5 protein-coding genes are annotated in these 7,725 nt (G+C 46.1%); 2 read left to right on the plus strand and 3 right to left on the minus strand.

The genetic code is table 11. The annotated features are described in order from the left end of the window. Positions 1–291 precede the first annotated feature (291 nt). A complete protein-coding gene (locus tag ACN0YN_RS12765) occupies positions 292–3,291 on the plus strand; it encodes a hypothetical protein (protein ID WP_417385393.1) in 3,000 nt (999 codons plus the stop codon). 105 nt (positions 3,292–3,396) lie between these two features. Beyond that, the gene (locus ACN0YN_RS12770) at positions 3,397–4,332 is read left to right on the plus strand and encodes an AAA family ATPase (RefSeq protein ID WP_417385394.1); all 936 of its coding nucleotides are present in this window, start codon (positions 3,397–3,399) and stop codon (positions 4,330–4,332) included. Between the two features lie 540 nt (positions 4,333–4,872). Here ACN0YN_RS12770 and ACN0YN_RS12775 read toward each other — a convergent pair. The 3 genes from ACN0YN_RS12775 to ACN0YN_RS12785 form a co-directional block, all read right to left on the minus strand. Beyond that, positions 4,873–5,154, minus strand: a complete 282-nt coding sequence (locus ACN0YN_RS12775; RefSeq protein ID WP_417385395.1) for a hypothetical protein — start codon at positions 5,152–5,154, stop codon at positions 4,873–4,875. Between the two features lie 262 nt (positions 5,155–5,416). After that, positions 5,417–6,625: an ankyrin repeat domain-containing protein gene (locus tag ACN0YN_RS12780; protein ID WP_417385396.1), complete on the minus strand. Its 1,209-nt coding sequence runs from the start codon at positions 6,623–6,625 to the stop codon at positions 5,417–5,419. Then, positions 6,616–7,725 (minus strand): hypothetical protein (locus tag ACN0YN_RS12785; RefSeq protein WP_417385397.1); only part of this gene is annotated, 1,110 nt, incomplete at its 5' end. The genes ACN0YN_RS12780 and ACN0YN_RS12785, both read right to left, overlap by 10 nt.

Below are 7,725 nucleotides of genomic sequence, written 5' to 3' on the forward strand. Positions count from 1 at the left end.
CCGTCTTCCTCGAATATCAGTCAGGAAGTATGAATCTCGTTGTATTTCATTCTGTCTCAGATTTTCAGGCAGGTTAATACATCCCAGGTCCTCAGGGACTTTGTTACGATCCGGTCGATTGAAAAGCTGTTCTCCAGCCTACCGAACAGCTATTAACGAGCTTAAAAAAAAATCTCATTCCATACAACATTTCTGTCCCTTCTCTATCCCTGGTCTCGCTTATCGAGACAGTGAAGCGGCTCTGCAGAGTCGCATGAGTGAATCTTGAATCAGAGAATGAGGGGAGAACCAATGGCAAAATACGACCAAGAAGAACATCACTTGAAATGGTTAAACCGACTTACACAAAAGTCAATCGAGATCGCAATCGATACCGAGTATCAGGATGCTCAAACACTGACCATACAAGCTGCGGCTCGTCACCAAAATGGAAATGTGATGGTACAGGTTTTTAACTCGCCAAGCATACCATCACTACCAGAAGGTTTTAATCACGATGCGTTTCTACCAACAACGAAAGAAGACGGTTACGGCAAATATTGTGAGAAATTCATTCTGAGGAAACCTGCATCTATCCATAATCAACTTTCACTTGTGGAGATTTTGAGTAATCTCCTTAAATTACCAAAACTTGAAGCTTTTTCAAAAACTGAGATCGACCCTCTCATCAGTGTCAAATCACAATGGTATGTCGGTGCGAAATGGGATTCAGAGAAAGAAAAATGGATACTCCCCACAATCAAGATTGTACTAATCGGACACTTTCTCACTGCTGACATCGGACGATCCTTCGGCAGGAAATATAACGATTCTCTTTTCCACAAAGACAGCTTCAAATCTTCATCCATCAAGCTCGATAGCCGCAGCAAGTTAGAGTTGATAGAAGAATACGCAAATCACATCGTCAGTAATCCGGTTGTCGAGTATGCAAAATACGGTTCGAACCGACTTTACCAAGTCCGAATCGAGACACGCGATACAGCGCTGCCATTCGCAGGTTCAAAACTAGACAAATTGTCCAATATTTTTATCAATCGGAAGAAAGCTGAATCTATCTCCAAGGCTGAATTAGCTAGAATGTCGGACACATTCCACGCTAAACCAAATGAGGCTTACGGCTATGCCATCGTCGACGTCGTGAATACCTTACTGACCTATGAACAGATGAAAGAATACGATGCGAAGATTTACCAAGAATTCAGGGTACCAGAAAGCGACATCCCGGAGATGGCGGCAACGATCGGAAGCCGTGTCAAAGATTTTATTCTCACTATGACGGCACAATCAGTAAAGAATTCTCAATACCTCTCAGCGGCGAGCGAGATTAAAAAACTCATGCGCAAGAGTGGTATTTCCTCGCTGCACGGACAGCACAGTACGAGTCGGTTTGGACCTGAAACAGGGAGATTCCACGGGGGACTAACATTTAGCCGAACCGCGACCACACTCTGGCATCAGTCGCCAGGGATGCTCAGAGATGCTGATTTCGCTGGATGCTACAACAATATTCTATCCAACATGAATGTATATTGGGGGCGTCCCATCATTCTCGAACCCGGCGGTAATAACCTCTCCCTCACCGAAGGGGTAGAGTTTGTTCGCGAATTATCTCCCGAGGACGCATGGTATATCCGCGTGACAGGCAATTTCGAGCATTCCGACAATCTCCTGGTCCCTTCAACACTAAACGCGTTAACCCATGAAAACTACAGGGAGAAGGTCGGGTATGAGAGGATTACCGCACTTCGAAAAGAAGTCGACAGATCCGAGGAAGAAGACAGTGGGGCTAAATTGTTTTCCCGCCGGATTGAGTCCGGAATTGTAACTCACGACACATGGTTAATGATTCAGGCCCTCCCCACGTCTATGCGGTCGGAGTATGAACAACTTCGCGTCGAATCAATCGTATTTTACGATCGAAGAATGATTGCCAAGACAACAGAAGAATACGACCGGCTTTATGATGAGAACACTACAGCTGAATTACCTTGGAATTCAGAGTACCTCAAAAGCGAAATGTGCCTGATCCATAAAGAACCCGTTGATCACGATTACGTCGCCTACCAATTTCCCATCCGAAAGTATGCCAGTGAAATCGGTAAGAAACGTCGGATGGCTAAGAAGAGTCAGGGAAAAGGGAGCGACTGGGACTACGTCTGGAAAATGCAGGCTAATACCATGTTTGGAGTTTTAGTCTGTAAACATCACCCCACAAACAACATCGTCGCGGGCAACTTTATCGGCGCGGCGGCCAGGTCTCAGGCCTTCGCCATGGTGCAGTCCTTAAACGGCTTACAGGTCATCACAGACGGTTGTACTTATAGGCGTGATCGAATTCCCGCATGCACATTTTCAGAGTGCCTGGAAATTATGCCAGATTATCCTATACGACATGCGGATGAAGAGTCTGAAATCCCTTTTCACGATCCACAGGAAATACCAGATAATGATCGCGATTTTTCAATCTGGTACCAGGGACACTTGCAGCGTTTCTTCGAAGTATCTGATGAGAAGTATCGCAAATTCTTTGACATGCACACTATCGAACACAAAGAAACGGGGAAGGGAGGACCTGTTGCATTTGACGCGATCGCCTGTGATGGCTGCAGTAACCATATTAAATTTGTTTACGACGAGGAAGATTTAAAAATCAAAGACGTCAAAATGAGATCGTTCGGTCCCGGCAGCCAGGATGTTTACGGAGAATGGATCAGAAAGACTTACTCCGAAGATAACATGACTGATTTACCGCCGATTACTACGGATACCTTACTGCTAAAACTGAAACCTGCCAAACAGTTCGTGAAGAAAGCTATGAAGAACAACCCTGACGCCGAACTGTTTCTCCCGTTGAGCATGGAATTGAAAACAGTGAAAGCGTTTAAACTGATCAAGTTGTCTTCGTTTATCTTTCAGACCCCCAGACAATTTAAGTTATTCACACGCCAGACTGAACGTTTTCAAACGAAAACATCCTGCGGTCTCGATCTGATCGTATTACGACAATCAAGAGGGGATCGGCGGAAAGGGTCGGTAGAGGATGTGCTATGCGAGATTTATGACTATATACAACAGGGGGGGACAGATCTTACGAAAAAGTTGAACCTAAGGGAGCAACATTTTTCTGAGAAGTTGCGATCGAAAGCAGAAAATCGGAGAGAATGCGTTCGAGATTTAAAAGAAAAACACGATAAGGAGTTACTCGAAAAGATCGATATGAGTTATCTCAATGAGAGTGAAGTCCTCACAGGGATTCTGATTAACATGGATAATCTGTATTTAGTCTTATGATTTACTTCATTCATCTCAGTTTGACGGAAAAACATCCATTATAGGAAGGGAGTAAATTCCGTCAAAAATACTTCTATTACCCCTCACTATTTCAGGAATAGGATAATGAATACATCTAAGCAAAAGTCTCGCCAGAGAACTCGTGAAGCAAAGTCTGAGCGTCCTGCAGATGCACTGAAACGATACGAGTTCATTCAATCCAGTAAATTTGCAGACATGAATTGTGAACATGACTGGTTGATCGAAGGGATTCTCGTCAAGGGGCAAGCCGGCGTGATAGGCGGGCCGGCAAAGTGTTTAAAGACGGGCTTGGTGATTGACATGGCTCTTAGTTTGGGATCGGGAACGCCTTTCCTGGGCGAGTTCCATGTTCCCGCTGCTTGTAGAGTAGCTGTCATGTCAGGAGAAAGTGGAAAATCATCTTTAAAAGACACTGCGAAACGAATCTCATTATCAAAGGATTTAAGTCTTAGAGAAATATCCAGAGTACATTGGGCTTTTTCGTTACCAAATCTTTCTGATCAGGATGACTTAGACAGATTGGGAGAGATCCTTGAATGGAGGGAGATTAAAGTAGTCTTCATCGATCCCTTGTATTTATGTCTCACCGGTGGAGGGAAAACTGTCTCGCCTACGAATATTTATGAAGTCGGTCCTATTCTCAGAAGGATGACCGAAACCTGTTTGAAAGCAGGAGCTACTCCTATCATTGTTCATCACACCACCAAATCGGCTGCGAAGCCTTCTGAAAACGCCTCAGTCGGTCTGTACGACCTGGCGTTTTCCGGTGTCAGTGAGTTTTTTCGTCAGTGGGTACTGCTGGGCAAGAGAGAGGAGTTTATACAAAGCGAGGGGCTTCATCAGATCAGGATGTCAGTCGGTGGGAGTGCAGGACATTCAGGAGACTGGAATGTCGACGTGAGAGAAGGGGTTATGGATAATAACTTCCTGGGAAGGGAGTGGGATGTCGACGTTCAGAGGAGACCTGTTTACGACGCGGAAGGTACCGGAAATGAAATCGGAAGTGATGACTTGTTTTAGCATCGTAATCAGTAAAAGTGATTTAAAAAGCACTTTTTAAATGCAGATACTGATATCGATAGAATGGTAAGAGTTACTCTGTATAGACGAGCAGCGCCTCTGATACGAAGGGAAATTCGTATGTTGATACCCGCGAGTGGAAAGCTGGTACTTCGTGTCGGTTTTGATAATGAGCGGCGTGGAACTACTTCTGGCAGGATGGTGGGAAGCCTGTGTCCTGAATCAATGGACCGATGTGGCATAGTGCGTGGAATTGGAATAGCCGGTGATGACGCGTTACCGTTCTGCCGGAAAAGAGTGATCGCCGTCAGTGACGATATGAACGAAGCATACCCTCTCAGTTTGTTCGGAGACGACGTTGTGCAGCTTGGAGCAGACAAGCATTTTACGGTTTAGGACGCACTGGCATAAAGATTAAATTATCCTGCTGTATTTTATGAACCGGGACTAGTGGGAGATTCGCGCCTAAGTGTTTTCTTTAGCTGTTGATGATGTTCTTGCTCAGTTAGATCATATTAAGACGTGGTACCTGATCAGGATTTAAGGTCTCTCTCCCTCTTTTTCAAGTTCGGCTGCAATTTTGCTAGAGTCGTTGGTATTTCCCTTGAGATCTTTATTTTCTAATTGATTGCTATGCCTTATTTCATGTGTAGTATGATGAACCTTCGGTTCTAGAACTGGTTTCTGTGAACCTGGACTGTCGCAACTTGTGAGCATGAATATTAAGAAAAGTAGACCACCGGTAAGAAAACGACGGTGAGAATTGATCGTGTTCTGGTGAAACATCTTTACAAAGAGACTGTTGAATAAGGGCGACTTCATGCTCTGTCTCCTGCTAAACTGACCTGGTCCTGAGTTAGCTTGTAATACTAGGGGCTCTGTAGCCCGAGAACACTGTAGTCTGATCAAGTTGTAACCTCTTCTCCGGCGTTCGATCAGCACTTTGGCTTCTTATAACGTATCGAAGAATTCTCTGTTGAGCAATTCATCTCTCTCTCTTTTTACCGTTGAAGGATTCGATGTAGCTGTTTTCCCGGAGACTTCCTGGTTCAGTGAACTAAATAATTAGCGTTTTTCAGACTGTCTACTCGGTACTGAGTTGATCGATCAGTTCATCCAGCTGCTGGCGGTGGTCCTTGGCATGTTTTTTGATCGTGGGAGTTTTTAGCAGAGTCTTGATGTCTGTTCTCGAACATCCCTGATACTTTGACATGATCCAGACAAACTCCATGGTGTAATCAGCGGTCATTTTCAATAGGGACCGGCGAGCCTCTATGATCTCGTCAGTCTCGGCAGGTATCCATTTCCCGCCATACTTCGCCAGCAGATGAATTAGTTTAAGCTTGTTGCGTGCAGTCTCTGTATCATATTTCCTGCCATGGTCGTCCCGGGAGCTGTATCTCATGAACATGCATGAGTCCAATGAAACCAGCAAGGATTGGATAGCAGAACAGCCTCCATTGTCCTGCTCGTTCGGATTCATCCCCTGTATAAGCAGATCATGGATCAAGTCGTAACCCTCATCTCTATCGGCGTATTTCAAAATTTCGTAGACCGCGGGATGATCGGGGCTGATCTTGATCTGTTTCAAGGAGAATACTTTGTAGTTCCCCCAGAGTGCTGCAAAACCGAGGGCGGATAGTCCGCCATCTTCGGGATCAATTTCCCTGCCAGGCTCAGATTCACCAGGGGTAAACGGGTCAGCACCTACCCACAACAGGAGTGAGACCCACTTCAGGTTTCCTTCCTGGCAGTGATGACGCAATGCCACATTCGCCTGTTCCTGAAAGCTGGGAAAACGATCCTGGTATTTTTTGAATATCCGAAGTGCCGTCCGGGTTCGATTACACAATGCAGTCGCCAGTGGCATGCCAGTTTCCACATCGGCACCGTTATCGATGAAATACTCCATGATTTCAGGTTGCCATGACTCAAAGACTTCATCCATGTCGATCTTGGACGCCTGAAATCCGCGATCTGCGATCAGCTTTACCAGGTCCAGCCTTTGTTTTGAGATCGCCAGCATCATGGGGCAGTAGCCATATTCAGAGCCTATCGAGGCTCCCCCTTCCAGCAGTACTTCTACCAGGCTGTGAAAACCACGCTCTATCGCGTACCGTAGCGGGGTATGTTTTTGATTACCTCCATTGGCAGGCACTGGGGGATCGACTGGTTTGTTCTCAACGATCCATTCCTGGACCTGGAACACCTTGCCCTCTTTGCAGAGTTGGACCAGGGGTTCAATTTCTTCACGTGACTGTGCCAGACGACACCGAGTCGGTGTTAGAACCATGATCGAGGCTCCTCCGGGATATCCAGGTCAAGGATCGAAGACGGAGACTCTTTGAGTGGGTCCAGCCGGTCAGCCTGATCTTCCGCCCAGGACAGCCATTGCTCCAGTTCAGGAGATAAAGTAATAGCCCCTGAACTGGACTTATTTGATTCACGGATGAAATCCAGGTACTGCCGAATCTCACGACTGGTTTTCCAGGATTTCGCTTCCTGAACGAGGCTATTTACCCGATCCTGCTCCTCTGCCTGTTGTTGCCGCAGCTCCGCTCGCTGTTGTTTTTCTAACGCACGTTGTTCGGCGGCTCGTTTGTATTCTCTTTCACGTTCTTCATCCTCGAGTCTGACTTCTCGCTTGCGAGCGGCATATTTGACTAAGCCGCTGACGACTTTGTTTAAGCAGTCTTCGACCCTTTGTTTTTTGGTATCTCGCCACTGTTTGCGGTACCCACTTATTCGATACGAATTTGGTTCATCAATATAGACAGTTAATTCCCCGGTGGCGATTTCGTGAGTCACGTAGTTTTTATAGGCAAATTGGTAAGCACCGGTCAGGTCATGTTCTTCCGGTAGTTCCTTCGTGACTTTGATACGTTCCTTGATTCCAAAAGCAACAGATTCCCCGAAGATGGAAACAGTGGGGCCTTCAGAGACGATCAGGTCTCTCAGCTCCAGTGCTTTAATGAGTGCATCCATCAATAAAAACGCACGGTGAAGGCCGTTTCGAGTGACACTGATGTTCAAGGATGGATTTTGATCAGGAACAAGGATTCCAGCATCACCTGCTTGAGCTCCGATAAATTCTTCTTTCGTTGCAGTAATCAGCTTATGGGCACCTCTTAAACTGCTGGCAACTTCAATTTTCTTCTCAGGCTTTTCTTCTTCCGTTTCACTTTTTTGAATCTGCCCGCTCAATCCTGATTTTTCGTAGCGTTCTGGTTCCACATAGGAGACGATGATCTGGTCGTCATTTTCGCCCGGAGGGAGTGGAGTTTGTGCTGGAGCTTTACCAACGTCTTTCTTGGCCCAGTAGCCACGTGGGGGGCGGGGGATATCATGGCGTTTACAAAGCTTTGCCAGCCCGACATCAGACAGCCCAAATTC

Source organism: Gimesia sp., assembly GCF_048260065.1.
Lineage (GTDB): Bacteria > Planctomycetota > Planctomycetia > Planctomycetales > Planctomycetaceae > Gimesia.

What these genes read in the sequence shown, in the direction of transcription:
- ACN0YN_RS12775 (WP_417385395.1), bottom strand. Translation starts at nt 5,154, where the DNA reads ATGAAGTCGCCCTTATTCAACAGTCTCTTTGTAAAGATGTTTCACCAG.
- ACN0YN_RS12770 (WP_417385394.1), top strand. Translation starts at nt 3,397, where the DNA reads ATGAATACATCTAAGCAAAAGTCTCGCCAGAGAACTCGTGAAGCAAAG.
- ACN0YN_RS12780 (WP_417385396.1), bottom strand. Translation starts at nt 6,625, where the DNA reads ATGGTTCTAACACCGACTCGGTGTCGTCTGGCACAGTCACGTGAAGAA.
- ACN0YN_RS12765 (WP_417385393.1), top strand. Translation starts at nt 292, where the DNA reads ATGGCAAAATACGACCAAGAAGAACATCACTTGAAATGGTTAAACCGA.